We start from the raw sequence: 26,798 nt of genomic DNA, 5'->3' as shown, positions 1-26,798 counted from the left end.
AATCGGGTGGCGCGCAAGGCCAAGCGCAGCGCCGAGCGCCGGTGCCGCGCGGCATCGGGGGGCGATGTGGTATCCACTGGGGTCCTTCCGGCAGAGCGAGCTATGCGAGCGGCCGGGTGACGACGGCCACCGGTACATTCTGGTTGTCCATACTGCCCGCTACTGAGCCTTTGTGTCGGCTCTGTCGACTTCGGAGAGTTGGTGTCGCCGGATGTTGCTGGCCGCGTCGAAGCGGATGCTGGCACGGTTGTTGCTGGTCGCGGCCGCTGTCACCGCAGTATCGTGCGGCAGTGACGACCCGCGTTCGGCATTCGTTGTCGGCGCGGGAGATTCGGTGGAATCCCGGGTGCTCGCCGAGATCTACGCGGGCGCGCTCGCGCGCACCGGACTCACCGTCGCGGTACTGCCACAGCTCGGAGCGCGGCCCGACTATCTCGCCGCACTCGACGCGGGCCGGATCGGTCTCGTCGGCGAACACAGCGGAGAACTGCTGGCCTACCTGGATTCCGCCACGACCGCCCGAACCCCGCAGCAGGTGACCGTCGCGTTGAATCGGGCGCTGCCGGAGGGAATCGTCGTCGCCGATCCGGCCGACGGGACCGATATGCGGCCGCGCGTCCTACTGCCCGCCGAGGTCGCCGACCGCGAGGACCTGCGTTCGATCGCCGACATCGGTCCGCGCTGTGGCGAGTGGGAAGCTGGAATCGCCCCCGCCCCCGACATTCTGCGCGCGTCGTCCGCGCGACTCTCGATCACCGGATGCGATTTCGCCGGAGAACGCCCACTGCCCGACGCGGCGACCTTGCGAAACGCCTTGCTGGACGGCGGTTCGCCGGTCGGCGTCCTCTCCGGCCCGCCCGCTCTGACCCCCGGCGCGGCCGATGGCCTCGCGATCCTCACCGATGAGGATTACGCGCTTCCCGCGCAGAACGTGCTCCCGATCTTCCGCAAGGGCATGCTCGACGACCGTCGCCTGGAGAAACTGAACTACGTCGCGGGCGAGCTGACCACCGAGGATCTGGTCGACCTGATCCTGAAGGTCCGCAGCGGAACCTCCGCCGCGACCGCGGCGCGCGATTGGCTGGACGAGCACGCCCTCTGATCTTCGCAATACCGTCATTTCGGGGCCTCTACGAGGCATTTCCATCATGGATCGTGCGCGCGTAACCCCCTTGCCACCCAGATGCTCCGGACCGTATATTCCGTGTGGAGTATTTGGCGTGGGATATCCGGCCGCGGACCGCCGGTGCCACGCTCGACCACTGAGAGGGGAAGGAATGGGACAACAGGCGCGTCCCGGGGTGACCGCGCTCGCGGTCGCCGTGCTGGCACTGCTGGCGGAGCGGCCCATGCATCCGTACGAGATGTATCAGCTGCTGATCAGCCGTGGCGAAGATGTGTTGGTCAAGGTCCGCCCGGGATCGCTGTATCACACGGTCGCGCGACTGGCCGAGCACGAATTGGTGCGCGCCGAAGGCGTCGACCGGTCGGGTAATCGTCCCGAACGCACCACCTATCGCATCACCGAACTCGGTGAACAGGCGCTGCGGAACAAGATCGCCGAGGTCATCCGGTACCCGCACGCCGAATATCCGATGTTCCCGCTCGCGCTGGCGGAAGCGCACAATCTGCCCGCCGCCGACGTCACCGCCCTGCTCCAGGAACGACTGGGGCATCTGCGCGCCGATATCGAGGATTTCGACCGCATGACGGACTGGGCCACCAGACACCAGGTCCCGCGTCGGTACTGGATCGTGCTGCCGTATCTGCGCGCGACCGTCGGCGCGGAGATCGCGTGGATCGACGGCTTCCTCGCCGAACTCGGTAGCGGCGCGCTGGAGTGGGAACGATTCGACCCGGAAACCGGCGCGAGGATCGCCGGACCGGAACATCCGTGGGCCGCCGCCGGGAATACCGAGCGTGCGCCCGTACCCCGCCGCGCCGCCGCGGCCTCCCCGTGATCTCGCGACGGAGTCCGGCGCGCCGGGCCCCGATCGCTCACCAACCTTCGAAGCTTCCGAGAATGGAACCGAACCTATGACCACCCAACGTAATCCGTGGCTGGCGCTCACCGCGCTTGTCGTCGGCTTCTTCATGATCCTGCTCGATATGACCATCGTCGCCGTCGCGAACCCGGCGATCATGGAAGACCTGGGAGCCGATGTCTCCTCGGTGATCTGGGTGACCAGCGCCTACCTGCTGACCTACGCCGTGCCACTGCTGGTGACCGGCAGGCTCGGCGACCGCTACGGCCCCAAGAACATCTACCTCATCGGCCTCGCCGTCTTCACCGCCGCGTCGCTGTGGTGCGGTCTTTCCGGCACCATCGGCATGCTGATCGCGGCCCGCGCGGTGCAGGGACTCGGCGCGGCGCTGATGACCCCGCAGACGATGGCCGTCATCACCAGGACGTTCCCGCCGGATCGCCGTGGCGCGGCGATGGGCCTGTGGGGCGGCGTCGCGGGTCTCGCGACACTGGTCGGCCCGATTCTGGGTGGCGTGCTCGTCGACAGCCTCGGCTGGGAGTGGATCTTCTTCGTCAACGTGCCCGTCGGCATCATCGCGTTCGGGCTGGCCGTCTGGTTGGTGCCGTCACTGGAGACCAACAACCACAAATTCGACATCCCGGGCATCGTGCTCAGCGGTGTCGGTCTGTTCCTGCTGGTCTTCGGCATCCAGGAGGGCAATTCGTACGACTGGTCGGTGGGTATCTGGTTGATGATCGGCGCGGGTGTGCTGGTACTCGCCGCGTTCATCTGGAACCAGGCCCGCAACCGCGGTGAGCCGTTGCTGCCGCTGAGCCTGTTCAAGGATCGCAATTTCGCGCTGTCGAATCTCGCCATCGCCGCCATGGGCGCGGCCATCACCGCGCTGATGGTGCCCGCCTACTTCTACCTGCAGGCCGTGCGCGAGATGTCGCCGACCAAATCCGCCCTGGTGTTCGCGCCGATGGCGATCGTCACCGGTTTCTTCGCCCCGGTCATCGGCAAATTCTCCGATCGTCTGCCGCCGCGGCTGGTCCCGACCATCGGCTTCACCGCCTTCGCGGCCTCCGTCTTCTGGTTCGCCGCGCTGATGACACCGGATTCCCCGATCGCGGTCTTCCTCGTCGCCGGCGCGCTCGCAGGCTTCGCCAACGCCTGCATCTGGGCTCCGCTGGCGTCGACGGCGACCCACAACCTGCCGGTCCAGCAGGCCGGTGCGGGCGCGGGTATCTACAACACCACCCGCCAGGTGGGTTCGGTCCTCGGCAGCGCCGCGATCAGCGCCCTCATCGCCTCCCGCATGAGCGCCAACGGACTCGGCGGCGGCAAGGTCGCCGAAGGCGGCGCCGGCCAGGGCGCCATACCGGAATTCGTCAAGGTCGCCTTCAGTTCCGCACTGGCCGAATCGATGCTGCTCCCCGCCTGCATCCTCCTCATCGGCGTCGTCGCCTCGGCCCTGTTCGTCAGCCACTCCCGTGGCCGCGCGGCGGAACCGACCGACAAACTCTCGAAGGCCGACACCCTCGCGGGCTGAGCGTCACCGGGGGAGTCCGGCCGGTCTGTGCGGACATTCTCGCGTCGTTCGAACAGACTTCGGGCGGTCGTGTACCGGATTGTCCGCCCAGCCCGGCGACTATTCGACGGTGAAGGCGACCTCGGGGTGGCCGGTGGCTCCGTTCGGGAGGGCACCCATGCGGTCGGCGGTCTGGATGGCACCCGCGCCGTCGGTGGCGCGGGCGAAGACGGTGTGCGAACCGGGGGTTGCGTTCCATTCGAAGACCCATTGGCGCCAGGTGTCGATGGATTGTTCGGCGGACAGTTTGGCCTGCTGCCACGGGCCGCCGTCGATCTGGACCTCGACGGCGCTGATGCCGCGGTGCTGGGCCCAGGCGACTCCGGCGATGGCGACGGTGCCCTTCGAGATCTTGGCGTTCGCGCGGGGGGTGTCGATGCGGGTGCCGGTCTTGACCGGGCCGTACGGGGACCACCAGCGCTTGGTCCAGTAGGCCATCGCGCGGTCGAACCGGGTGACCTCGAGTTCGGTCACCCATTTTGTGGCCGAGACGTAGCCGTACAGGCCGGGCACGACCATGCGGGCCGGGTAGCCGTGGGACACCGGAAGCGGTTCACCGTTCATGCCGATGGCGAGCAGCGCGTCACGGCCGTCGGTGAGTGCCGCCAGCGGGGTTCCCGCGGTCCATCCGTCCACACTGTGCGACATGACCATGTCGGCGTCGGGGTGCGGGCCCGCCTCGGCGAGCATTTCGTCGATCCGGTAGCCGCGCCACATCGCGTTGCCGATCAGATCGCCGCCCACCGAATTGGATACGCACGCCAATGTCACCAGCCGTTCGATCGCCTCCCGATTCGCCAGATCCGCCCAGCGGATGACGATCTCGCGCTCGACCATGCCGTGGATGCGCAACGACCAGTCCTCGATCGACAGCTGCGGCACGATGAGCTCGGTGTCGATCCGGTAGAAATCGGCATTGCGGGTGAGATACGGGGTCAGTCCGGGAATACGCAGATCCGCCTCCGGCGCAAGGGAAATCGGCGGACCCACCGGTTCCGGCAGCTGCACCGCCGCCCGTTCACCCGAGACGTCCGCCCGTCGCGAACCGAGCAGTCGGCCGCCGAATCCGGCGACCAGCGCGACCCCGCCGGTGACGGCGACACCGCGCAGCAGCTGTCGGCGTCGCAACGCGCTCACGCCGTCCGGCACGAGGGCCGGATGCGGTATGGCTTGCGGTCGGTCGGTCGATACCGACGATGCGGGGGTGTGGTCCGGGGTGCGGTCTCCGGGGGTGAGCCGATCATCCTCGACCGCCTCGACCGCCTCGACCGCCTCGACCGCCTCGACCGCCTCGACCGCCTCGACCGCCTCGACCGCCTCGACGCGGCGGGTGAGCACCCGCAGCGCGTAGATCCCCGCAGCGATACCGACGACCGTCGGGAACGCCGCGGAGAACCCGTGCTGTTCGACCGCGATGACCGCGGTGACGACCCCGAAGACCGCGAACACCGACGAACCGATCGCGCGGTTGCCGCGTTCGACCACGCCGACGAAGGCGGCCAGCAGTATCGCGACCACCGCCATGCACAGGTAGAGCACAAATTTGTCGCTGGTGCCGAAAGTCTGGATCGCCCACTCGCGCAATCCACCCGGCGTGTGGTCGATCACCGTGGAGCCGAGGACCTGCACAGGTGCGGTCTCGGAGCCGACGAAGGCGGCGAGCACTTCGGCGACGCCGAGCGCCAGGCCCGCCGAGACGATCCCGGCCGCCATCCGATACCACAGTCGCGCCATGAAACCGAGCCTACTGCCGCCCCCGTGCCGTCGATGTGACCATTTTCTGACGGCAGACGAACATCGGGAAGGGCCCGATACGACAACGCCGCCCGCGAATTCGATTCGCGGGCGGCGCCGTTGCTGTCACGAGGAGATCAGCTGTAGATCTTCTCCACCTCGGAGGCGTACTGCTTCATCACGACGGCGCGCTTGAGCGACATCTTCGGGGTGAGTTCGCCGGTCTCCTGGGTCCAGTCGACGGCGAGGATGCGGATCTTCTTGATGGCCTCGGCGTGCGACACCTTCTTGTTGGTGTCCGCGACCGCGGCATCGATTTCGGCGACGATGGCCGGATTCTCGATCAGCTGCTCGATCGGGGTGTCCGCGGCGACGCTGTTGCGTTCCTTCCAGCCCGGCAGCGCCTCGGGATCGAGGGTGATCAGCGCGCCGACGAAGGGCTGACCGTCGCCGACAACCATGACCTGGCTGATCAGCGGATGGGCCCGCAGCGAATCCTCGAGCAGCGCGGGGGAGACGTTCTTGCCGCCCGCGGTGACGATGATCTCCTTCTTGCGGCCGGTGATGGTGACGAAGCCGTCGGCGTCGATGGCGCCCAGATCGCCGGTCTTGAACCAGCCATCGGCGAAGGCTTCCTCGGTGGCTTCCGCGTTACCCCAGTAGCCGTCGAAGACGACCGAACCGCGCAGCAGCAGTTCGCCGTCCTCGGCGATCTTGACCGAATGGCCCTCGATCGGCTTGCCGACGCTGCCGACCCGCAGGTTCTCGGGGGTGTTGACGGTGACGGCCGCCGTGGATTCGGTGAGACCGTAACCCTCGTAGACGGTGACGCCGACGCCACGGAAGAAGTGGCCGAGGCGCGCGCCGAGCGGTCCGCCGCCCGAGACGGCCGCCTGGCACTGTCCGCCGAGCGCGACCCGCAGCTTGCTGTAGACGAGTTTGTCGAACACGCCGTGCTTGAGCTTGAGCACCAGACCCGGGCCGCCGTTGTCGAGGGATTCGCTCCACTCGATGGCGGTGTCGGCGGCGGCGTCGAAGATCTTGCCCTTGCCGCCGTCGTGTGCCTTCTGCTTGGCGCCGTTGAACACCTTCTCGAACACACGCGGCACGGCGAGGATGAAGTGCGGGTGGTAACTGCCGAACTGTTCGACCAGGGTGGTCCAGTCGGAGGTGAAGGCGAGGACCACCTTGGCGTCGAACGAGGTCAGCGTGACCGCGCGCGCGAAGACGTGGGCCAGCGGCAGGAACATGAGGGTTTTCTTGCCCTCTTGGATGTACTTGCGCAGCGCGAGCCGGTCGGACTTCGATTCCGCCCAGAGGTTGGCGTGCGACAGCATGACGCCCTTGGGGCGGCCGGTAGTGCCCGAGGTGTAGATCAGAGTCGCGGGCGAGGCCGCCTTGACCTGCTTGCGACGGTCATGCACGACCTGGTCGTCGAGTTCGGCGCCGCGCTCGATCAGTTGGTCGACCGCGCCCTTGTCGATCTGGAGGGTTTCCTTCAGATCCGCCAGCGAGCCCGCCTCGATCTCGTCGATCGTGGCGCGGTGCTTGTCGTTGTCGAGGACCAGCAGTTTGGTGGCCGAATCCTGCAGGATCCACTTGGCCTGCTCGGCGGCGGAGCTGTCGTAGATGGCGACGGTGCAGCCGCCCGCGGCCCAGATGGCGAAGTCGAAGGCGACCCATTCGTACCGGGTGGGGGCCATGATCGCGATACGGTCACCGAGTTCGATGCCGGAGGCGATCAAACCCTTCGCGATGCCGGTCACCGTTTTCGCGAACTCCGCGGCGGTGACATTCCGCCAGCCGCCGTTGTCGTCCGACAGGTTGAACAGCACCGCGTTCGGTGACTTTTCGGCATGCCGGAAGACGTTGTCGGAATTGTTCGCGTCTTCCGGAATGGTGTAGGAAGCCGGAACTTCGAACTCGCGCATCACTGCCCTTCCACGTGGTTTACTCGCCAGTAATCTACGACACGTATGGGCGCGTCGTCATGTCGACCACCGGAAATTTGTCCGAATCTTGTTTCGAGCGGGACCATCGGCCGGTGGATACGGGGTGCGTGATCATCCTAGATCCCGGACCGACACCGGCTGTAACGCTTCGCGCAGGAAATCGGCCAGTTCCCGCACCTCGGCGGCCGCGGACCCGATCAGCCCGGCCTGTAGTTGCGCGACATGCTACAGTCCGCGTGTCCGGCTGAACCGGACGTGCACGCCCGCGTCGCGCAGTGCCGCCTCCAGCGTCAGGCATTGGTCGTGGAGCATCTCGCCCTCGTCGACCTGGAGGTAGGTCGGCGGCAGGCCGTGCAGTTCACCGCGCAGCGGCGCGTATCCGGAATCGTCGCCGTCGCCCGCGCCGAGGTAGGCCGCGGCGCACGAGCGTGACCAGGGCCGATTGACGACCAGATCGCGTTCGCGGTCGGGAACCAGGTTCGGGTCGCTCCACGGGGCGATGAGTCCGAGCGCGGCGGGGGTGAGCCCGTGGTCGGCGACGAGTCGCTGCGCGGTGGCGAGGGTGAGCCCGCCACCCGCGGAATCGCCCGCGATCGCGATGCGCTCCGGCCGGTGCCCCTTCTCCCGGACGAGTTCGAGGAACGCGGTCTCCGCGTCGTCGAGCGCGGCGGGGAAGGGATGCTCCGGCGCGAGTCGGTAGTCGAGCACGTACACCGGACAGTCGGTGCCGTGCGCGAGCCGGGCCGCCAGCGAGCGGTGCGTGGTCAGCGAGCCGACCGTGTACCCGCCGCCGTGCAGGTACAGGATCGCGCCCGACTCCGCCGCCCGCGCGCGTGGCCCGTCGATCGCGGTCGGGGCCGAGGTGATCCGCTCCGCGGGCCTGCCCGCCAGTCGCAGTCGCCGCACCACGGTGTCGTCCGGCACCGGCTGCGCGCGCGACATCACGTCCATGAGCACGCGCTGCGCCGCGAACGGCAGGCGATCGTTGAGGATGACGCGGAAGACGGGATCGAGCACCGCCCGCGCGAGGGGCAGCGGGATATCGAAATCGCGCATGGTCTACGGCAGGAAGGGCCGGTTGACGGCGGCGGCGATGCGCTGGTAGCCCGACGCGGTGATCCGCACGAACAGATCGAGCAGCTTGGCCTCCCAGCCGATGAGCACGCGCCCGTGGCCCTTGCGCACCCCTTCGGTGATGGTCTGCGCGGCCATCTCGGGGGTGTGGATCGCCAATTTCGCGTCGAACATCGATGCCGCGTTCTTGGCGTCGATGCCGTCGGCGTAGGTGGCGTTGCGGGCGACGGCGGTCTTGATGCCGCCGGGGTGCACGCAGGTCACCTTGACCGGATGCTTACCGACCAGCATTTCCTGGCGTAGCGATTCGGTGAAACCGCGCACCGCGAATTTGGCCGAGTTGTAAGCACTCTGGCCGGGCACGGCGATGAGCCCGAACAGACTGGAGACGTTGACGACATGGCCCGCGCCGGACTCCATGAGCAGCGGTAGGAAGGCCTTGGTGCCGTTGACGACGCCCCAGAAGTCGACGTCCATGATCCGCTCGATGTCCTTGAACTCGGACTTGATCACGTCGCCGTGATAGGCGATTCCCGCGTTGTTGTAGATCTGGTGCACGACGCCGAAATGCGCTTTCACCGCGTCGGCGTAGAGCAACACCGCCTCGCGTTCGGCCACGTTGAGCCGATCCGATTTCACCTGCGCGCCGAGTTCCTCGCACCGGCGCGCGGTCTCGGCGAGGCCCTCGGTATCGATGTCGGAGAGCGCGAGCTTGGCGCCTCGTTCGGCCAGGTTCTCCGCGAGCGCCCGGCCGATGCCCGAACCCGCCCCGGTGATCACACAAACCTTGCCCGTGAAATAAGCGTCATTGCTCACGGTGCTGCCACCACTTTCAGATCGTTACGTGACGCGGCCGTCGTCTGATAGGCGTCCACGTCGAATGTCTTTGTCAGCCTACGGAATTCGAAGGTGAAATCGGGCCATAACGTGGTGTTGTTCCCATGTTTGTCCATGTACCAGCTCGCGCAGCCACCGGTATTCCACACGCTCTTGCCCAGTTTCGCCTGCAAATCACGGTTGTAAGCGTCCTGGACGTCCTTGCGGACTTCGACAGTGCGCAAACCCATTTCGTCGACGGTCGCCAGCGCGTCGGCGATGTAATTGATCTGTGATTCGATCATGTACACCATCGAGGTGTGGCCGAGGCCGACGTTCGGGCCGACCAGGAAGAACATATTCGGGAAGTTCGCGATGGACGCGCCCTTGTAGCCCTGCTGACCGATCTCGTCGAACACCTCGCTGAGCGTGCGACCGTCCTTGCCGGTGATGGCCTCGTAGGTCGGCGAATCGGTCACGTGGAATCCGGTGGCGACGATCAGCGCGTCGATCTCACGCTCGGTACCGTCCTTGGTGACAATGGAATTCGCGCGGATCTCGGCGATGCCCTCGGTGACCAGGTCGACGTTCGGGCGGCTCAGCGCCGGGTAGTAGTTGTTCGAGATCAGCATGCGCTTGCAGCCGATCCGGAAGTCCGGGGTGACCTTCCTGCGCAGTTCGGCGTCGCGAACCTCGTAGCGCAACTTGGCCTTCGCCAGCAGTTCGAATCCACGCATCAGCGCGGGCACCTTGGCCAGGCCGACGACCTGGGTCTCACGCGCGGCGTAGATGGCGGCGCGCGACAGGCGCTGGAAGCCGGGAATGTGCTTGAACGCCAGTCGTTCCGGCAGCGTGTAGGGGCGATCCATGCGCGGAAGCAGCCAGGGCGCGGTGCGCTGGTAGACGTCGAGATGCGCGACCTGCGGCGCGATGGCGGGCACGATCTGGATGGCCGAGGCCCCGGTGCCGATGACCGCGACACGCTTTCCGGTCAGGTCGATCTCGTGATTCCAGCGGGCGGAGTGGAAGGTCTCGCCTTCGAAGGTGTTGATGCCCTTGATATCCGGGAGCGCGGGTTCGCAGAGTCCACCGACCGCCGAGACCACCGTGTCCGCGGTGAACTCGCCCTTGGACGAGCTGATCTCCCAGCGCGCGTCGTCGGCGTTCCAGCGCACACTCGTCACGTCGCAGTCGAAGATGTGCTTGTCGAGCACCCGATGCCGTTCGGCGACACCGCGGATGTACTGGTAGATCTCGCCCTGCTTGGAGAACGAACGCGACCAGTCCGGATTGAGCGCGAAGGAATACGAGTACAGGTGCGACGGCACATCGCAGGCCGCGCCGGGGTAGGTGTTGTCCCGCCAGGTGCCGCCGACGTCGTTGCCACGTTCGAGGACCAGGTAATCGGTGCGACCCTGCTGGCCCAGTCGGATAGCCAGCCCGAGCCCCGCGAACCCACTGCCGATAACGATCGTCCTGGCGTGGCGGGTGGGCTGGTCGCCGACAGCTTTGTCTGTAACCTTGCGACTCATGTAAGTGAGAATACGGATCTATTGAGCGTCAGTCAACAGCTATTGAGTCACGTTCAGTAAGATGGCGGCGTGGCAAGAGAAGCGGGAGCGACCAAGCGTGTCCGGCTCACCCCGGAACAGCGCCGCGTGCAGCTGATAACCCTCGGGGTCAAGATGCTCGGCGAACGCGCCATCGAGGACATCTCCATCACCGAGATCGCCGAACAAGCGGGCATCTCGCGCGGCCTGCTCTTCCACTACTTCCCGACGAAACAGGATTTCCAGCTGGCCGTCGTCGCGCAGGCGAACGCCGAACTCCTCGAACGCGTCACCCCCGACCCCACGCTCGGCGTGCTCGACATGCTGCACGACTCGATCGGGCGCTACGTCGAATACGTCACCGAGAACCGCGCCTCCTACCTGGCGCTGCTGCGCGGCCCCACCAGCGTGAGCCCCGACCTGAAACCTCTGGTCGACCAGACCCGCGACGTCATCATCGGCATCATCCTCGCCGAAGCGCCGGTGCCGATCGAGGAGGACCGCAGGCCCCGGCTCCTGCTCGGCATGCGGGGCTGGGTGGCGTTCATCGAGGAGACGACCTTGACGTGGTTGCGTGAGGAACCCATCGGCCGCGACGACCTCGTCGACCTGCTCGTCGAATCCCTCGTGGCGCTCGCCTTCGCCCTCGATCCGGCACTCGCCGAAGCGTTGGGCCGTGCCGCGGTTTCCGCCGAGTCCGCACGGTAGGTCGAATCGCCAACCTTGACGACAGCTGTCGTTGCCGCTGTCGTCCATCACTCGGGTGCATACCATGATCCATATGGCCGTGCCCGACGTCGATCGACCGGACCTCCCCGAATTCATGACGTGGGAGGAACTCGAAGAGTTGCCCGAGGAAATCGCCGCGCAGATCGAACTCTGGGATGGCCGCGTGGTGTGGGTGCGCCGCGGCCCCGGCGAGCACCAACGTTTCACCGTCCGCATGCGCAACGCCGTCGAGCGTTGCGCACGCAAGGGCATCGCCGACCATCCCGAGACCTGTTGGCAGGTCGATGTGGAGACGAATGTCTTCCTCGGCGCCACGGGCAAGTCCGACTTCCTGACGCCCGATTTTCTCGTCTATCGCTGCTTGGAATCCCCGTTCCAGGACATCAGGGCAGCGGACACGCTCATCGTCGGCGAAGTGCTGTCGCCGTCGAACAGTCAGTCCGACATGGAAGCGAAGAAAGGCCGCTACGCGAGCGTCGGCATCCCTTGGTATTGGGAGGTGACTATCGCGCGCGCCGAGAGCGCCATCGCCATCGTCCGGGCCTATGCGCTGGAGACCGGGCACGGCCGCCTCCCCGACGGTGTACGTCCACTCCGCCCGGCCAACTATCTGCTCGCCGGAGAATGGACGCCCGCCGACGAGGACGGGATCCGGATCGGGTTCCCGTTCCCGATCGAAATCCCTTGGAGCGAGCTCGCCTACTGATCGCGGCAGGGCACGTCGCCGTCGGAGATCTGCGCCCACGAGCGGTGGGCGTTCGGGAATCGAGGCGAGGGCGATTACCTGTGTGGAGCAGGGGGTGGAGCGTTGTCGTGTGTGTGCTCGGCGAGGAACCGTTCCAGGTCGGGCGCGGGTGCCCGACAGGTCACCACCGCGGCTTTGCGGACGACGAACGCGGCCGCGCGATGGACGGTTCGGAAATTGTCCGGATGCAGGTCGTCGGTGTGCACTTCGAAGTCGAAGGTGCGTTCCAGCAGGGCGACGATTTCCAATGCTCGCAGCGGTGTCACCAGGCCCATCGCGAAATAGTCGTCGTCGGGTCCGATCTCGACGCCGGTGATCAGTCGGAACTGTCGTAGTAACTGTGCCGTCAGCTCCGGGGCCGGGGCACATGTCTCCTCGTCCATCTACAGTCCTCCTCGCCGAAAACTCCAGGTGGATAACTCGGTTCGGAAATTGCCGCGCGGTGGGGCCGCGCGAATGCCCCCAATTCGTGTGCCCCCGAGGGTGGCTGACGCTACATCTTTCCCGGTGTGTCCGGAATCGGCCGGGTTTTCGGATCCTTGGCCGCCCAGGCGCGGCCGATGATCGTGTCGATATCGGAGGAGGTTGCCGTCCAGTTCAGTTCGTTCCTGGCGCGGGTGCTGTCACCGACGAGTCGTCGCGGTTCGGTCGCGGCCGGGCGGTGCCTGACCGCGACGGCCTTGCCGGTGATCCGGGAGGTCGCCGCCACCAACTCGTTCACGCTGGTGTCGATTCCGCTGCCGATGTTGTATCGCCGCGAGACGCCGGGGTCGGGCAGTCGGGTCAGTGCGGCGACGAATGCGCTTGCGGCGTCATCGATGTGGAGGTAGTCGCGAACGGCGGTGCCGTCGCCGTTGATCGGCAGGCGGTGCAGTTCGCCGGCGGCGACGGCGAGCAGTCGCGGGATGATCCCGCCGTCGTCGGCATTGGACCCGCCGACGAGGTTGAACAACCGCAGGATAACCGCGGACAGCGTGCCGGTGGCGGCTTGGGCGGTGATGGCCGCTTCGGCGGCCAGTTTGCTTGCCGCGTAGGGATGGGGCGGGTCGTCGGGCAGATCCTCGTCGATCGGCTGCCGATCCGGTGTGCCGTAGATCGCGGCGGTCGAGGCGAATACCAGGTGGCGGACGCCGACCGCCTCCATCGCCCGCAACAGGGCGACGGTGCCGCCCGCGTTCACCTCGAAATAGCGCAGTGGCTCGGTATGCGAATCGCGGGCGCGGGTGAGCCCGGCGAGATGACAGACCGCGTCGATACCGTGCAGCGCGTGGGTGAGGGCGGCGACATCGCGCAGGTCGGCGGCCCGCATCGGCAGGTCGGCGGGCGCGAGTGACCGCCCGCGATGCACCGAACCGATGACTGTGTGCCCGCTGTCGCGCAGCGCCCGGCAGACCGCGCCGCCGAGGTAGCCGTTCGCACCGGTGACCAGGACTCGCACTCGGAACCTCTTCTGTCCGGCGGATATACACCTACGGGTGAAAAGCGCCGGCGTGGTTCACGAAAGGTAGGGGGCGAGCTGGGGAATCGCCTCGACCGGATGGTTCGCCTCGATGGCCACGCCGATCGGCTGATACTGCCATCCCCGCGCCGTCAGGACCAGCTTTCCGGGAACAAATCCCGTGCGATTCGGTCCGTTGTCCAGAATGTATCGGGCGAACTCGATGTCGTTGAGGCCGTCGACGAAGCGGCAGAAGGCATTGTCGATCTGCTCGAAGGACTGTCCGGCGTAGGACGTGACCAGGTAGATGACGGTGGTGATATTCGGCGACAACCTGGTCAGGTCGACGGTGAGTACCTCGTCGTCGCCCGGTTCCTCTCCGGTGACGCTGTCGGCGAGCAGTCGCACCGCCCCGTCCTGGGATATCAACTGATCGTGATACACCGTGTCGACGAGTACGTCGCCCTCGAACATCAGCGCGGCCGCGTTCAGATCGATATCGGGTCTGCCACCGGCCAGCCATCGACGGGTCTCCGGATCCCACCCCAGCCCCATCGTGACCCAGGCGAGTCCGGGCACACCCTCGTCATCAACCGTCGTGGACACCGACACCTACTTCTCGACGCGCGATACGGCACGATCACCGTCGCGCCGTCCAACGTTCCCACCCTATGCGCACAGCGCCCGCCGCGCGCCACGTCGAATCGGCCCAACGGCCGCCAGGACACGAAATGCCCGGTGCAGCAGGGGAAATGCGGACCTCAATCCCACAGGCGCGAGCAGGGGAGAGGCGGCAATCCGTCACGCAGTTCGTCGTCGACCGTCACTTCGAATTCCGGAAAACCTTCGGCCAGTTCATCGGCGACATTGCGGGCCTGCTCCGCCGAAGCCGTGTAATCCAGCGAAAGGTAGTCGGATTCGATATGGACGTGACGTTTCGATAAACCCATACCCCACTCCTTCCAACCACCGCACCCCAACTCTGTCCAGAGTCCTCCCGAACGGTCGACCGTAGGACACGGCCGCATACCGACTGGGTATGGTTCCGATTCCCGCCCGTTCTCGAACATGTGTTTGATTTCTGGTCGGCTCCGGTCGTGGTCGCGCGTGTCTCGGCGTCGGTGGCGTGGTCGTCCGGTCCGGCGACGGTCAGTCGCGCGGATCGATTTTCCGGGCGTGTGGGCGGTCGATGCGTGCGCCCAGGTCCGCGAGGAGGGTGTCGAGCGCGTCCATGTCGCTCCATCCGTTGACCGCGACGGTGCCGTCCGCGCCGACCCGCACTTCGACGCGATCCGGGGCGGTCACGAAATCCAGGTCGCGATATCGAGTGGTCAGGGCGCGCAGACCCTGATTGGTCGAGCCCACCCAGGGGCGACGGTGGTCGAGCAGTTCGGCGCGGAACGGGCCGTCGGCGAGCAGGTCGGTGTGTGCGAGCAGCGCCGCGATATCCGGCCGCACCTCGGCCCAGGCGCACAGATCGGTGTAGTCGTAGCCGGTGAACGTCATGATCGACAGGCCGTGTGCGCGGGCGGCCGCGGCACAGCGCGCCAAAGGGGCTGCCTGCTCGAAGGGTTCGCCGCCGAGCAGGGTGATGCCGTCGACCCCGGCCGCGATCGCCTCGCACAGGAGGCGTTCGGTCCACTCGCCCACGGGGACGGTCGTGCCGCCGGAATCCGCCCACATGTGCGGGTTGAAGCAGCCTTTGCAACGAATCGTGCAGCCCTGCAACCAGATCGCGGTCCGCAGGCCGGGTCCCTCGGCGGCGGTGGCGGTGAGAACCCGCGCCAGACGCAAGGAATCGGCGGGGACCTCGTTCGGGATCACAGATCGAGCTTCCGGCCCCGGGCCGCGGGTGTCGGGGTTTCCGAGAAAGAGAGACGCGCCGCGACGAGGTGGAGCTCATGGGGTTTCAGCCCGGTGACTCGAGCGAATTCGCGCAGATCGCGCAGGGGGGCGGTGCTCTTGCGGGCCTCGAGCACCGCGTCCACCGCCGACCTTGGGAGGCCCGCCTGTGCAAGTTGTTCGGCCGAGCAGGTATTCACGTCGATCCGGTCGGTGGCAAGGTCTGACGTGGCGTCGGAATCCGAGGCGGGCCGGTGCGTGCCCGACCGGGCGGATTCGGACGCAGCGGCGGGTAGGCCGAATTGCGGTGCGGACCCGGGCGCGGAGAGCGGGGCAAGCCGACCGCCTTCGGCAGGAGTGGACGGAATGCGTTGCCACGGTGAGGTGGCGGGCACGGACTGCCCAGCGTTCGGCGCGCCGGACGACCCCGGTGGGGGTGCTGCGGACCATGGTTCGGCGGACGCACCCCACGTCGGTGTAGCTGCTGTTTGCCACGGTGCGCCGGGTGACCCAGGCGTAGAGGCGGGTGTCGCTTGCGGGGAGATTGCGGGTAAGCCGGGAGCGGGTACGGCCGGCGTCGACCACGGCGCCGGAACGGACGGAGCCTGCGGTGCCCAATACTGCTGCGGATCACCGCCGATCCAGCCGTTCGCGGATCGCGGCTGAATCCGATCGGGGTACACCGGCGTGATCGCGTGCTGAGGCCCCGCCGACTTCTCCCACAGCAGGTGCAGGTACTGCGGGCGGACGAGTAGCGCGTGCACGAATCCCGCGATCCAGTTCGCGACGAGCGCGCCGGATAACCAGGTGTTGACGATCTCCTCGCTGTGAGTGCGCGGCGGCGCTCCGGCGGCGAGCTCGTCGGTGGTGGGTCCGGAAAACCCCATCGCCACGAAGCAACCGATGACCAACAGCAGGTACACACCGCCGGTGATCAACCACGCCCGTTTTCCGGTGCGGATGCCGATATAGAAGAAGGAACCCCAGGTCAGCAGGCCGAGGAGAAAGGTAGGCAGAATCCAGAGGCTGTGGGTTACCCGCCAGCGCGGGCTGCCGGGCTGCGGCAGGCTCATCGCTCGTGATCCAGTCGCGCGGGCTGGGCGAAGTGCGCGCGATCCGGCTGCGGGACCACGGGCGCCCCCTCGGTTTTCCACCAGTCCGCGGTGTAGGCGCTGTCCAGGGTGTCGGCGGCGAGCAGATCCTCCAGTGCCTGGACGTAGGGCAGGCACTGCTCGCCGACGGCGTCGTGGGTCTCGGCCTGTATCTGGCCGTCGGCGGAGACGGTCACGGTGATGCGGACCGGCCGGCTCATTCGCGGACCTCCAGCACCATGGTCACAGAGCGGTCGGCGTTGGCGGTCTGCGAGACGAGTGACATGCCCGCGGCGGGCGCCTGGTCACGGACCCGCCGCAACACCTCGGCCTGCACCCGCAAACCGTAGGCCGCGTCGATCGCGAGCACCGTGTCCACACAGCGCTGCCGGTCCTCGGTGCCGTGGAAATGCGCCTGCCACACCCCCTCGGCGTCGCGCCGCAGTTGCGCTGTCATCTGCGCCCATTCGACATCGATGGCGTCGGGGGCGGCCGAGGTGGTGCGCGCACCCGTGTCCTGCAACGCCAGATTCAGCAGTCTCGCGTCCCGCAATCGCGTCGACACGGTGCACACATTCGGTGCGGGAGAACTCTGCGCGACGGCGGCTTTCGCGACCGCGCCGAGTGCGACGGGCAGCAGTATCAGAGAAATGCTCACGTATGGATTATTCCGGGGCGAGGCCGTCGTTGCCCAGCGATCGGGATGCGGGAACAGCGCGCAATTTCGCCCATTCCCTGAGCTCGGCCACCTGCGCGGCGTGCAACGTCGACAGCGGGACGGTATTTCGCACCGCGTGCAGCAGATCCGCCGCGGTCAGCGCCCGCCGATCGAAGTAGGCCTCGAAGAGCCCGGAAACCACGGCCTGTTCGATTTCCGCGCCGGAGAACCCCTCCGATATCCCTGCCAGTTCCCGCAGCAGCTCCGGTGTGAGTTCGGGTCCGCCCGCGGGTCCGGCGGGCCGCCGGGTCAGGTGCAGCCGCCAAATATCGGCGCGCTCATACGAATCCGGCAGGTCGACGAAGAAGATCTCGTCGAATCGGCCTTTGCGCAGAAATTCCGGGGGCAGATTCTCGATGCGATTCGCCGTCGCGATGACGAACACCGGCCCGGTCTTCTCCTGCAACCAGGTGAGAAAGGTGCCGAAAACCCGCGCGCTGGTGCCGGTGTCGGAAGCGGTGCCTGCCCCGGCGAAACCTTTGTCGATCTCGTCCACCCACAGCACGCACGGCGCGCACGCCTCCGCGGTCGCCAGGGCCGAGCGCATATTGTGTTCGCTCGCGCCGACCAGGCCCGCGAAGACCCGGCCGATATCCATCCGGATCAGCGGAAGTCCCCACGCCGCGGCGGCGGCCTTGGCCGTCAGCGATTTTCCGCAACCCGGCACACCGGTGATGAGCACCCCCTTCGGCGCGGGCAGCCCGTAGGCGGCGGCCTCGGCGAGCCAGGAGTCACGCCGCTTGTCCAGCCACGACTTCAGCGCGTCCAGCCCGCCGACGTCGGCGAGATCGATCTCGCTCCGAACCAACTCCAGCAGTCCGGTTTTGCGGATGGTCTGCGCTTTCTCCGCCAACACCAGTTCCACATCGGATTCGGTGAGGGCGCTGCCGTTCACCATCGCCAGCGATACCGCGTTCTCGGCTTCGGCGAGGGTCATGCCGAGCGCCGCCTTGGTCAATCGGTCGCGACCGCGTTCGTCCAGCGCCACGTGCACCGTGTCGCGATTCCGGATGATCATGCCTTCGAGCAGGTCGCGGATCTCGGGTTCGCCCGGCAGCGCGAAATCGACCACCGTGACATCTTTTTCGAGTTCGGGCGGGATCCGCAGCACCGGCGCGACCACGATCACGGTGCGGGCCAGTTCCCCGGCCCGAAAATCGCGCACCACATCCCGCAGCGCGCGCACGGTCAGCGGATCCGCCTGCTGGGTGCCGTCGCCGAGGAAGGCGTGCAGATCGCTCAGCACGAATACCGCCCGCTCGTGCACCCGCGCCACCCCCTGCAACATCGCCGCCGGTGCGTGCGTCTCCCGTTCCGGAGGGCCACCGGCCCGGCGTAGCCCCTCCGTCGCCGACCAACGCCACAGCGCGCGCGGCGTTTTCAAACCGGCCACCGCGGCGTCGATCTCGTCCAACACCCGCTGTTCCTCGAAGGATTCCACGAACAACAGCGGGAAACGCGCCTGGAGCAGGTGGGTCAGGGCGGAGCGGAATGGTGGCACAGTCGCCGATGGTAATGCGCACCGAGATCTGTTCCGCGGCTCGACTGCGCATATTGACCGGACACCGGTGCGGGCGGCGCTGCCTTCCTTCGGTCTGGGCCGTATTCGGGGAATTCGCAGTCGTGGGCCTCTGTGGATCGGTCGCCCAACGACGACGCCGGGTCGTTTCGCTCGGGCGAGCGATACGACCCGGCGTCGGGTTGTCGGAGGTGACTAGCTGGTCGGCTCGAACGCTTCGGCGACGATCTCGGCCTGCTCAACGGCGTGGACCTTGCTCGAACCCGAGGACGGGGCCGACATGGCGCGGCGGGAGATACGGCGCAGCTTCTTGAACCGCTCGGGGAGGGTTTCGGGGAGATTCAGGCCGAAGAAGGGCCATGCGCCCTGGTTGGCCGGTTCTTCCTGGACCCACGCGATATCGGTGGCGTTCGGGTAGCCGTTGAGTGCCTCGTTGAGGCGGCGCACGGGCAGCGGGTAGAGCTGCTCGATCCGAACGATCGCGACATCCTCGCGCTTCTGCTTCGCCTTCTCGGCGGCGAGCTCGTAGTAGAGCTTGCCGCTGGTCATCACGATCCGCTTGACCTTGGAACGATCACCGGTGCCCGTTTCGTAGGCGGGCTCGTCGAAGACCGAACGGAACTTCGACTCGGTGAAATCCTTCAGATCCGAGACGACGGCCTTGTTGCGCAGCATCGACTTCGGGGTGAAGACGATCAGCGGGCGGCGGATGCCGTCCAGCGCGTGGCGGCGCAACAGGTGGAAGTAGTTCGCCGGGGTCGACGGCACCGAGACGGTCATCGAACCTTCCGCGCACAGCTGAAGGAACCGCTCGATACGACCGGAGGTGTGGTCGGGACCCTGGCCCTCGTGGCCGTGCGGCAGCAGCAGCACGACGTCGGAGAGCTGACCCCACTTGGCCTCACCGGAGGAGATGAACTCGTCGATGATGGACTGCGCGCCGTTGACGAAGTCACCGAACTGCGCTTCCCACAGCACGAGTGCGTCCGGGTTGCCCAGCGAATAGCCGTATTCGAAACCGACGGCGGCGTATTCGCTCAGCGCCGAATCGTGCACCGCGAACCAACCAGGGTTCTCGCTGCCGATGTTGTGGAGCGGGGTGTACTCCTCGGCCGTCTTGCGGTCGATGATCACCGAATGGCGCTGGGTGAAGGTGCCGCGACGCGAATCCTGACCGGTCAGGCGCACCGCCAGACCGCCGTCGATGAGCGTGCCGAAGGCGAGCAACTCGGCGAAGGCCCAGTCGACCTTGCCCTCGTAGGCCATCTCGCGGCGCTTCTCCAGCACCGGCTTCACGCGCGGGTGCACGTTGAAACCGTCCGGCACGTCGAGGAAGGCGTCGCCGATACGTTGCAGAAGGGCCTTGTCGACGGCCGTCTGCACGGTCGTCGGGACCTTCTGGTCGTCCTCGACCGACTCGCTCGGACCCGGGGTGTACTTCTCCAGTTCGCGGACCTCGTTGAACACCCGCTCCAGCTGACCCTGGTAGTCGCGCAGCGCGTCCTCGGCCTCTTTCAGCGAGATGTCGCCACGGCCGATCAGGCTTTCGGTGTAGGCCTTGCGGACCGAACGCTTGGTGTCGATGACGTCGTACATCGACGGCTGGGTCATCGACGGGTCGTCGCCCTCGTTGTGGCCGCGACGGCGGTAGCAGACCATGTCGATGACGACGTCCTTGCGGAACTTCTGCCGGAAGTCGACCGCGAGACGGGCCACCCAGTCGCAGGCTTCGGGATCGTCGCCGTTGACGTGGAAGATCGGCGCGCCGATGAATTTCGCGATATCGGTGGAGTATTCGGTGGAGCGGCTGTTCTCCGGCGCGGTGGTGAAGCCGATCTGGTTGTTCACCACGATGTGGATGGTGCCGCCGACCCGGTAACCGCGCAGACCCGACAGGTTCAGCGTCTCGGCGACCACGCCCTGACCCGCGAACGCGGCGTCACCGTGCAGCATCAGCGGCATGACCGAGAAGCCCTCGGGGCCGTCGCCCTTGTCGAGCAGATCCTGCTTGGCGCGAACCAGACCCTCCAGCACCGGGTCGACCGCTTCCAGGTGCGAGGGGTTGGCGGTCAGCGAGACCTCGATCTCGTTGTCGCCGAACATCTGGAGGTAGGTGCCGCGCGCGCCCAGGTGGTACTTCACGTCACCGGAGCCGTGGGTGGCCGCCGGATTCATGTTGCCCTCGAACTCGGTGAAGATCTTCGAGTAGGGCTTGCCGACGATATTGGCGAGCACGTTGAGGCGGCCTCGGTGCGGCATACCGATGACGACCTCGTCGAGCGCGTATTCGGCGCACTGGTCGATGGTGGCGTCCATCATCGGGATGACGGCTTCGGCGCCCTCGAGCGAGAACCGTTTCTGACCCACGTATTTGGTCTGGAGGAACGTCTCGAACGCCTCGGCCGCGTTGAGCCGGTTCAGGATGTACTTCTGCTGGGCGACCGTCGGCTTCGCGTGCTTCTGCTCGACCCGCTCCTGCATCCACTGCAACTGCTCGGTTTCCAGGATGTGGGTGTACTCGACGCCGACGTGGCGGCAGTACGCGTCACGCAGGATCGACAGCACGTCACGCAGTTTCATGCGTTCCTGGCCGTGGAAACCGCCGACGTCGAATTCGCGGTCCAGATCCCACAGGGTCAGCCCGTGCTGGGTGACGTCGAGATCGGGGTGGCTGCGGAACTTTTCCTTGACCAGGCGCAGCGGGTCGGTGTCGGCCATCAGGTGACCGCGGTTGCGGTAGGCGGCGATCATCTCGAGCACGCGAGCGCTCTTGTCGACGCCGCGCTCGCGGATGTCCTGGCGCCAGCGCACCGGCTCGTACGGCACGCCGAGGGCGTGGAAGACCTCGTCGAAGAACTCGTCGGAGATCAGCAGGGTGTGGATGGTCCGCAGGAAATCGCCGGATTCCGCGCCCTGGATGATGCGGTGGTCGTAGGTCGAGGTGAGCGTCATCAGTTTGCCGATGCCGAGATCGGCGATGCGCTCGTCGGCCATGCCCTGGAATTCGGCGGGGTACTCCATCGCGCCCGCGCCGATGATGGCGCCCTGGCCGTTCATCAGGCGCGGCACGGAGTGCACGGTGCCGATGGTGCCCGGGTTGGTCAGCGAGATGGTGACGCCGGAGAAGTCCTCGCCGGTGAGTTTGCCGTCGCGGGCGCGCCGCACGACGTCCTCGTAGGCGGTGTGGAACTGCCCGAAGGTCATGTCCTCGGTGTTCTTGATGGCCGCGACCACCAGCGAACGGTTGCCGTCCTTGCCGGGCAGATCGATGGCGAGACCGAGGTTGGTGTGCGCGGGGGTGACCGCGTTCGGCTTACCGTCGACCTCGGCGAAATGCCGGTTCATGTTCGGGAATTTGCGGACCGCCTGCACGATCGCGAAACCGAGCAGGTGGGTGAAGGAGATCTTGCCGCCGCGGGTCCGCGCGAGGTGGTTGTTGATGACCAGACGATTGTCGATCATCAACTTCGCCGGGATGGCCCGCACGCTCGTGGCGGTCGGGATGGCCAGCGAGGCGGACATGTTCTTCGCGACCGTCGCGGCCGCGCCGCGGAGCACCCGGGATTCGTCGGAAGCCGGTTCGCCGGACTTGGGACCACCGGTGGTGGGCGCCGCGTTCGACAGCGGCGCCGGGGTGGTCTGCGGGGCGCGGGTGGCCTTGGCCGCCGGAGCCTGCGCGGGCTTGGCGGTGGGTGCGGGCTTGGCGGCGGCAGGTGCGGGTGCGGCCTTCGCCGGTGCGGGCGCCGGTGCCGTCTTGACCGCTGCCGGTGCGGTCTTCACGGCCGCCGGTGCGGCGGGCGCCGAGTCGGCGGCGGGAGATGTCGTCTGAGGAGTTGGCTGGTCGCCGGTCACTTCAGGGGTGTAGTCGGCGAGGAACTCGTGCCAACTCGCGTCGACAGAGGATGGATCCTCCTTGTATTTGAGATACATCTCGTCGACTAACCACTGGTTCTGTCCGAACTGGGAAGTTGAGCTGCTCACAGCAGGTGTTCGCCTCATTTCGTTCTTCGCGCTGCGACGTTTGTGACGTGCCCGGCACGGGGATCAGCGGATGCGCGCCGATGCGCCCTCATTGAGGATAGGCCCAGCAGCAAATCGGCGATGCTACCCACCACCGGACATTCCAGAACTCACCTGTGCAGACTCGTCCGGCAACGAGAATATTCCCTCGTCCCGGCAAACTGTCGCCCGTACCACGTTTGGCGCTCAACGAGAGGGCGAGGTAGCTGCCTCCCACAGGCGCGAGTACTGTCCTCCGCCCGAAATCAGTTCGTCGTGGGTGCCGATCTCGGCGATCCGGCCGTGGTCGACCACGGCGATCCGATCCGCTCGAGCGGCCGTGCCGAGCCGGTGCGCGACCACGACGGTGGTCCGTCCACGTGCCAGCGACCGGTTCGCCACCAGCACCGATGCCTCCGTCTCCGCGTCGAGGGTCGAGGTGGCCTCGTCGAGGAGCAACAGATCGGGGTCGACCAGTTCCGCGCGGGCGAGCGCGATCAGCTGACGTTGCCCCGCGGACAGCCCGCGTCCCCGTTCGCCGACCGGCTGCCGCATCCCCAACGGCAGCGCCGCGATCATCGCCGACGCGCCGACCGCTTCGGCGGCCGCGGCGATCCGTTCGGCGCTCGCGGATGGTTGTCCGAATGCAATGTTGCTGGCGACGTCGCCGGTGAACAAGTGAGCTTCCTGCGGCACGATGCCGAGCCGGGAACGGTAGTCCGCGAGCCGGTAGTCGCGGATGTCGACACCGTCCACCCGAATCGCGCCGACCCCGCCGTCGGCACCGCCGGGCGGCAGATCGTAGAGCCGGGCCAGCAGTTTGACGATGGTCGACTTGCCCGCGCCGGTCGGACCGACCAGTGCGAGCGTGGCGCCGGGCGCGATCTCCAGCGACACCCCGTCCAGCGCCGGGCTCGTCGCGCCCGAGTACTGGAAGCGGACCTCGTCGAATCCGACCTCGCCGCGCAACGACCCCTCGATCGCGACCGCGTCGGGCGGATCGGCCGCGATGGACGACGGCGTGCGCAGCAGGTCGCCGATCCGGCGCAGGCCGACCCTGGCCTGCTGATAGCCGTCGAAGACCTGCGACAGCTGCATGATCGGACCGAACAGCAGTTCCAGATAGAGCACGAAGGCGATCAGCGTGCCGGCCGTCGTGGTGCCCGCCGCCACCTCGCGGGCCCCGATGAACACCACCGCCGCCAGGGCCAGATCCGCCCAGGCGATGACGGAGGCGAAATACGTCGCGATCGCCCACTGCGCCCGCATCCGCGAATGCCGGTAGCGCACCGAATACTCGGCGAAACGCCTGGCCGCGACCGGTTCGTGCCGATTGGCCTGAACGGCGCGCAGACCGGTGACGTTCTCGGTGAAATGGGCGTTCACCGCCGACACCCGTTCCCGCGACACCGTGTAGGCGGTGTCGGAGACGCGACGGAACAGCAGGGTCGCCCCGAACAGCGGCGGCAGCGCGACCAGTACCACCGCGGCCAGCGAGGCATCGATGACCAGCAGCGCGACCGCGATACCGATCAGCGTCAGTCCGCCGATCAGGGTGGTCGCGACCCCGGTCTGGAGGAAGGTCGACAGCGCGTCCACATCTGTGGTCATGCGCGTCATGATCCGGCCGGACAGTTCGCGCTCGTAATAGTCGAGCCCGAGCCGTTGCAGGTGGGCGTAGCTGCGGATGCGCAGCCCGTAGAGCACGCGTTCGCCGGTGCGGGCGGTCAGCACCGTGGTCACCACGCCGACGAGCAGACCGGCGACGACGAGGACGGTTCCGATCACGGCGGCGCGGGTGAGGGCCCCGGCGTCGTCACCGCTGACACCGTCGTCGATGGCGTAGCGCACCAGCGGCGGGAAGGCGATCGCGAGCAGCGCGTCCACGGCGAGCAACGCGACCACGGTGAGCACGAGCAGCCGGACCGGGCGCAGCAGCCGCGCGAGCCGGAAGTTCGGTTCGGGTTGCCGCAGCGCGCGGTCGTCATCGACGGGACGGTCGGTGGCCGGTGGCAGCCGCGCGATATTGCGGCGTAGTTCCGGGGTTTCGCTCAACGCGTTGGTGATGCCGGACCAGTTCCCGGGACCGCCGGTCGCCTCGCGCCCGCGCGCCGGTTCGGCGGTGACGACGAGGGCGGGCGCTTCGGGGGCGGGCAGCCGGATCACCCGGTCGGCCTGGGCGAGGGTGGATTCGCGGTGCGCGAGGATCAGCGTGGTTCGCCCGCCCCGGTCGGGCAGGGTGTCGAAGATGGCGGCCTCGGTCACCGCGTCTACCGCGGAGGTGGCGTCGTCGAGCACCAGGATGCGCGGACGTGCCAGCAGGGTTCTGGCCAGCGCGATCCGCTGACGCTGACCGCCGGAGAGGGTGAGACCGCGTTCGCCGACGACGGTGTCGTAGCCGTCGGGGAGTTCGCTGATGAAATCGTCGGCGGCGGCGAGTTTCGCCGCCTGCCTGACCTCGGCGTCGGTGGCGTCGGTCCGGCCGAGCGCGATATTGGCGGCGATGGTGTCGGAGAACAGGAAGGGATCGTCGAACACGACGCCGACGGCGGATCGGAGGTCGGCGGCGCTGACGTCGGAGATGTCGACGGACCGACATCGACCGTCGGTGAGTGAACCGTCCGTCGGTTCGGACCGGCCCCGCGCGGCGGAGTCGGACCCGTCCGCTCCGTCACCGCCGGGTGTGGAGTCGATGGCTGCCCGTGGATCCGCCTCGGCGCCGAAGAGATGGATGCTGCCCGAATCCGGCGCGTAGAAACGCGGCAGCAGCAGCGCGAGCGTCGATTTGCCGGAGCCCGCGGGTCCGATGATCGCCACCGTCTCGCCGGGGTGAACCACGAGGTCGAGATCGCGCAGTACCGGCCGGTCCGGGTCGAATCCGAAGCTCAGGGAGCGGATATCGATGCCGAGCGGGCCGTCGGGCAGCGGCGCGGGATGCGCCGGTTCGGCGATGACCGGCGCGGTGTCGATGACCTGGAACACTCGTTCGGCGGCGGCGCGGGTCAACTGGGCCATGATCACCACCGAGGACATGGTCCGCGCGGAGGCGGTCATGGTCGCGACGTAGGCGGCGAAGGCGAGAAAGGTGCCGACCCCGATGAGGCCGTGCAGGGCGAGCAGCCCGCCGACGACGATCACCGCGACCATTCCGGCCTGCGGTACGGCGGCGACCACCGGTGCGAACCTCGAGTCGACGCGCGCGGCGCGCAGCCGCTCGGCGTAGAGGTCGCGACTGTGTTTCTCCAGCAGGTCGACCATCCTGGCCTCCTGCCCGAAACCCTTCACCACCCTTACGCCGGTGACGGTTTCCTCGACGTGCTGGGCCAGATCGGCCGCGCGCTGCTGCGCCGACCACGTCGCCGCGTACAGGCGCGGCCGCATCCGGTAGACGACGAGCGCGATGGCGGGCACGACCAGCAGTGCCACCGCGGCCAGCGGCGGTGACAGCCACACCATGACCGACGCGGCGAGCACGAATTGCAGTAGCGCCAGGCCGGACCACGGCACCATGGCGACCAGGCCCTGCACCAGTTGCAGATCGGTGATGGATCGCGACACCACCTGCCCGGTCCGGATGGTGTCCTGCCCGGCCCCGTCCAGGCGCTGCAACGAGGCGAGCAGATCCACCCGGATCGCGTGCTGCATATCCAAGGACAGTCGCCCGGCCAGTACTCGCCTGGTCAGCGAGGAGACGAACCGTCCGACAGCGAGCAGGGCGAGCAGGGCCGCGACCACCCCGATCACCTCGGTATCGCCGACGCCCGCCGCGTCGACGGCGCGTTTGGTCAGCAGGGGAGCGGCGACCTCGACCACCGCGCCGAGCGCCACCGCGGCGGCGACCCCGGCCAGCGTGCCCCGGTAGACCAGGCTCGCGGCCCACAATCGTCGAATCCACCCCGGCTGTCGCGCCGCACGCCCGTCCAACTCCGCCACCAGCACTTCCCACTCACCCCCCGTTCGTATCCCCGACGTTACGACGTCTCGCGACGCGCTTTGATTCCCGCGTGGTCGCCGCGGCGCCGCGCGCTGGGCG

General features: G+C 67.4%; 20 protein-coding genes and 1 pseudogene. 5 read left to right on the top strand and 16 right to left on the bottom strand.

Features of this window, described 5'->3' with window-relative positions:
- Positions 1–211 precede the first annotated feature (211 nt).
- From OG225_RS28485 to OG225_RS28475, 3 genes are all read left to right on the top strand, one after another.
- A complete protein-coding gene (locus OG225_RS28485) occupies positions 212–1,102 on the top strand; it encodes a glycine betaine ABC transporter substrate-binding protein (protein WP_405178069.1) in 891 nt (296 codons plus the stop codon).
- 175 nt (positions 1,103–1,277) lie between these two features.
- Entirely contained in the window at positions 1,278–1,961 is a 684-nt protein-coding gene (locus OG225_RS28480) for a PadR family transcriptional regulator (protein WP_405178068.1), read from the top strand.
- A gap of 76 nt (positions 1,962–2,037) precedes the next feature.
- Positions 2,038–3,519: a DHA2 family efflux MFS transporter permease subunit gene (locus OG225_RS28475; RefSeq protein ID WP_405178067.1), complete on the top strand. Its 1,482-nt coding sequence runs from the start codon at positions 2,038–2,040 to the stop codon at positions 3,517–3,519.
- Positions 3,520–3,618: 99 nt separating this feature from the next.
- Here the strand turns inward: OG225_RS28475 and OG225_RS28470 are convergent, their stop codons facing one another.
- From OG225_RS28470 to OG225_RS28450, 5 genes and pseudogenes are all read right to left on the bottom strand, one after another.
- Positions 3,619–5,292, bottom strand: coding sequence for a molybdopterin-dependent oxidoreductase (locus OG225_RS28470; RefSeq protein ID WP_405178066.1), 1,674 nt, complete (start codon positions 5,290–5,292; stop codon positions 3,619–3,621).
- A 137-nt stretch (positions 5,293–5,429) separates the two neighbouring features.
- Complete coding sequence (locus tag OG225_RS28465) at positions 5,430–7,223, bottom strand: AMP-dependent synthetase/ligase (protein WP_405178065.1); 1,794 nt, start codon at positions 7,221–7,223, stop codon at positions 5,430–5,432.
- A gap of 132 nt (positions 7,224–7,355) precedes the next feature.
- Positions 7,356–8,300 (bottom strand): annotated as a pseudogene (locus tag OG225_RS28460) (alpha/beta hydrolase).
- A 3-nt stretch (positions 8,301–8,303) separates the two neighbouring features.
- Positions 8,304–9,134, bottom strand: a complete 831-nt coding sequence (locus OG225_RS28455) for an SDR family NAD(P)-dependent oxidoreductase (RefSeq protein WP_405178064.1) — start codon at positions 9,132–9,134, stop codon at positions 8,304–8,306.
- Complete coding sequence (locus OG225_RS28450; protein WP_405178063.1) at positions 9,131–10,666, bottom strand: flavin-containing monooxygenase; 1,536 nt, start codon at positions 10,664–10,666, stop codon at positions 9,131–9,133. Before OG225_RS28450 ends, OG225_RS28455 begins: the two co-directional genes overlap by 4 nt.
- A gap of 69 nt (positions 10,667–10,735) precedes the next feature.
- On the opposite strand from OG225_RS28450, the gene OG225_RS28445 reads away from it, so the two are divergent.
- Both OG225_RS28445 and OG225_RS28440 read left to right on the top strand, forming a co-directional pair.
- Positions 10,736–11,392, top strand: coding sequence for a TetR/AcrR family transcriptional regulator (locus OG225_RS28445; RefSeq protein WP_405178062.1), 657 nt, complete (start codon positions 10,736–10,738; stop codon positions 11,390–11,392).
- A 73-nt stretch (positions 11,393–11,465) separates the two neighbouring features.
- Positions 11,466–12,119, top strand: a complete 654-nt coding sequence (locus OG225_RS28440; RefSeq protein ID WP_405178061.1) for a Uma2 family endonuclease — start codon at positions 11,466–11,468, stop codon at positions 12,117–12,119.
- Positions 12,120–12,193: 74 nt separating this feature from the next.
- On the opposite strand, the gene OG225_RS28435 is transcribed toward OG225_RS28440, so the two are convergent.
- The 11 genes from OG225_RS28435 to OG225_RS28385 all read right to left on the bottom strand — a co-directional run bounded on the left by OG225_RS28435 (position 12,194) and on the right by OG225_RS28385 (position 26,698).
- Positions 12,194–12,541, bottom strand: a complete 348-nt coding sequence (locus OG225_RS28435; protein WP_405178060.1) for an acyl carrier protein — start codon at positions 12,539–12,541, stop codon at positions 12,194–12,196.
- A 110-nt stretch (positions 12,542–12,651) separates the two neighbouring features.
- Positions 12,652–13,596 (bottom strand): NAD-dependent epimerase/dehydratase family protein, encoded by a 945-nt coding sequence (locus OG225_RS28430; protein ID WP_405178059.1) that lies wholly within the window; start codon positions 13,594–13,596, stop codon positions 12,652–12,654.
- A gap of 57 nt (positions 13,597–13,653) precedes the next feature.
- Positions 13,654–14,202 carry a TerD family protein gene (locus OG225_RS28425; RefSeq protein ID WP_405178058.1) on the bottom strand — a complete coding sequence of 183 codons (549 nt, stop codon included), beginning with the start codon at positions 14,200–14,202 and terminating at the stop codon, positions 13,654–13,656.
- A 155-nt stretch (positions 14,203–14,357) separates the two neighbouring features.
- Complete coding sequence (locus tag OG225_RS28420; protein WP_216909033.1) at positions 14,358–14,546, bottom strand: hypothetical protein; 189 nt, start codon at positions 14,544–14,546, stop codon at positions 14,358–14,360.
- A gap of 199 nt (positions 14,547–14,745) precedes the next feature.
- A complete protein-coding gene (locus tag OG225_RS28415; protein ID WP_405178057.1) occupies positions 14,746–15,420 on the bottom strand; it encodes a 4Fe-4S single cluster domain-containing protein in 675 nt (224 codons plus the stop codon).
- Positions 15,417–16,511 (bottom strand): helix-hairpin-helix domain-containing protein, encoded by a 1,095-nt coding sequence (locus OG225_RS28410; protein WP_405178056.1) that lies wholly within the window; start codon positions 16,509–16,511, stop codon positions 15,417–15,419. Before OG225_RS28410 ends, OG225_RS28415 begins: the two co-directional genes overlap by 4 nt.
- Entirely contained in the window at positions 16,508–16,750 is a 243-nt protein-coding gene (locus OG225_RS28405; RefSeq protein WP_405178055.1) for a DUF2997 domain-containing protein, read from the bottom strand. Before OG225_RS28405 ends, OG225_RS28410 begins: the two co-directional genes overlap by 4 nt.
- On the bottom strand, positions 16,747–17,187 hold the full coding sequence (locus tag OG225_RS28400) for a hypothetical protein (protein ID WP_216909039.1): 441 nt from the start codon (positions 17,185–17,187) through the stop codon (positions 16,747–16,749). The genes OG225_RS28405 and OG225_RS28400 overlap by 4 nt, the downstream gene beginning before the upstream one ends.
- 7 nt (positions 17,188–17,194) lie before the next feature.
- Positions 17,195–18,748, bottom strand: coding sequence for an AAA family ATPase (locus OG225_RS28395; protein WP_405178054.1), 1,554 nt, complete (start codon positions 18,746–18,748; stop codon positions 17,195–17,197).
- Between the two features lie 213 nt (positions 18,749–18,961).
- Entirely contained in the window at positions 18,962–22,765 is a 3,804-nt protein-coding gene (locus tag OG225_RS28390) for a multifunctional oxoglutarate decarboxylase/oxoglutarate dehydrogenase thiamine pyrophosphate-binding subunit/dihydrolipoyllysine-residue succinyltransferase subunit (protein ID WP_405178053.1), read from the bottom strand.
- Between the two features lie 207 nt (positions 22,766–22,972).
- Entirely contained in the window at positions 22,973–26,698 is a 3,726-nt protein-coding gene (locus tag OG225_RS28385) for an ABC transporter ATP-binding protein (RefSeq protein ID WP_405178052.1), read from the bottom strand.
- Between the last annotated feature and the right edge of the window lie 100 nt (positions 26,699–26,798).

Origin of the sequence: Nocardia sp. NBC_01377 (assembly GCF_045040005.1) — a bacterium.
Classification (GTDB): domain Bacteria; phylum Actinomycetota; class Actinomycetes; order Mycobacteriales; family Mycobacteriaceae; genus Nocardia; species Nocardia noduli.
This window is presented reverse-complemented; position numbering and strand designations above follow the sequence as displayed.

Excerpts from the sequence above, each read along its gene's own strand:
- OG225_RS28465 (WP_405178065.1), bottom strand. The coding sequence starts at position 7,223 with ATGCGCGAGTTCGAAGTTCCGGCTTCCTACACCATTCCGGAAGACGCG.
- OG225_RS28435 (WP_405178060.1), bottom strand. The coding sequence starts at position 12,541 with ATGGACGAGGAGACATGTGCCCCGGCCCCGGAGCTGACGGCACAGTTA.
- OG225_RS28440 (WP_405178061.1), top strand. The coding sequence starts at position 11,466 with ATGGCCGTGCCCGACGTCGATCGACCGGACCTCCCCGAATTCATGACG.
- OG225_RS28480 (WP_405178068.1), top strand. The coding sequence starts at position 1,278 with ATGGGACAACAGGCGCGTCCCGGGGTGACCGCGCTCGCGGTCGCCGTG.
- OG225_RS28475 (WP_405178067.1), top strand. The coding sequence starts at position 2,038 with ATGACCACCCAACGTAATCCGTGGCTGGCGCTCACCGCGCTTGTCGTC.
- OG225_RS28420 (WP_216909033.1), bottom strand. The coding sequence starts at position 14,546 with ATGGGTTTATCGAAACGTCACGTCCATATCGAATCCGACTACCTTTCG.
- OG225_RS28485 (WP_405178069.1), top strand. The coding sequence starts at position 212 with ATGTTGCTGGCCGCGTCGAAGCGGATGCTGGCACGGTTGTTGCTGGTC.
- OG225_RS28470 (WP_405178066.1), bottom strand. The coding sequence starts at position 5,292 with ATGGCGCGACTGTGGTATCGGATGGCGGCCGGGATCGTCTCGGCGGGC.
- OG225_RS28405 (WP_405178055.1), bottom strand. The coding sequence starts at position 16,750 with ATGAGCCGGCCGGTCCGCATCACCGTGACCGTCTCCGCCGACGGCCAG.
- OG225_RS28410 (WP_405178056.1), bottom strand. The coding sequence starts at position 16,511 with ATGAGCCTGCCGCAGCCCGGCAGCCCGCGCTGGCGGGTAACCCACAGC.
- OG225_RS28390 (WP_405178053.1), bottom strand. The coding sequence starts at position 22,765 with ATGAGGCGAACACCTGCTGTGAGCAGCTCAACTTCCCAGTTCGGACAG.
- OG225_RS28450 (WP_405178063.1), bottom strand. The coding sequence starts at position 10,666 with ATGAGTCGCAAGGTTACAGACAAAGCTGTCGGCGACCAGCCCACCCGC.